Origin of the sequence: Mesorhizobium sp. M0060, assembly GCF_040323155.1 — a bacterium.
GTDB lineage: Bacteria > Pseudomonadota > Alphaproteobacteria > Rhizobiales > Rhizobiaceae > Mesorhizobium.
Genome location: NZ_JAMYUP010000179.1, coordinates 1 through 595, shown reverse-complemented (window position 1 = coordinate 595; position 595 = coordinate 1). Strand labels below are relative to the sequence as shown.

1 protein-coding gene is annotated in these 595 nt (G+C 56.1%); it reads right to left on the bottom strand.

Annotated elements, in window-relative coordinates; genetic code table 11:
* The coding region (locus tag NKJ94_RS37490; protein ID WP_502904257.1) for a phytochelatin synthase family protein at positions 1-495 on the bottom strand (495 nt) is incomplete at its 3' end.
* Positions 496-595 lie beyond the last annotated feature (100 nt).

Here is a 595-nt window from a genome sequence, read left to right as displayed (position 1 = left end):
TCCGATTGCCTTGCGGAGGTAGTTGACGATCACGAAATGGTTCGACTGGCCGAGATGGGAACTCGCCAGCTTGCGGAACTCGTCGACTGAGCTGTCGGCGGCATGATGGACTTCTGCCTTGACCGGCTGCGTCGCAAGAATTCCACCGATCTGATCGAGGGTCATACCTTTCTTCGCCAAAACATCTCGGGCGAGAATGGCGTCCGTTCGTTCATCGAGGACATTGTCCTGCGTGAAAGTGCGATATGGCTCGTACTCCGGAACCGAAGGCGCCGGTACATTGAGCGCGTTCAGCACCATGACGATGCTGGCGACACCGCAATAGGACTGTGTCTTCTGCGTCAGAAAGTTGCTTGCGAGAGGGAAATAGGCCTCCCGTGCATCGCTTTCGACGAAGTAGTTTTCGCCAATATCAGAACTAAAGCCGGCCAGATTGTCAGGAAGCTTCAGGGTTTCGGCGCTTGCGCTGGTGACGAACAGCCCCAATGCGACCACTGCCCCATGAACGAAGTGCTTAGACATGGCAACGTCTCCGCTGGGTGATCGTGCCACTATACCAGAAGGACGGGCGTGTATCACCATCCCCGTTCAGGGT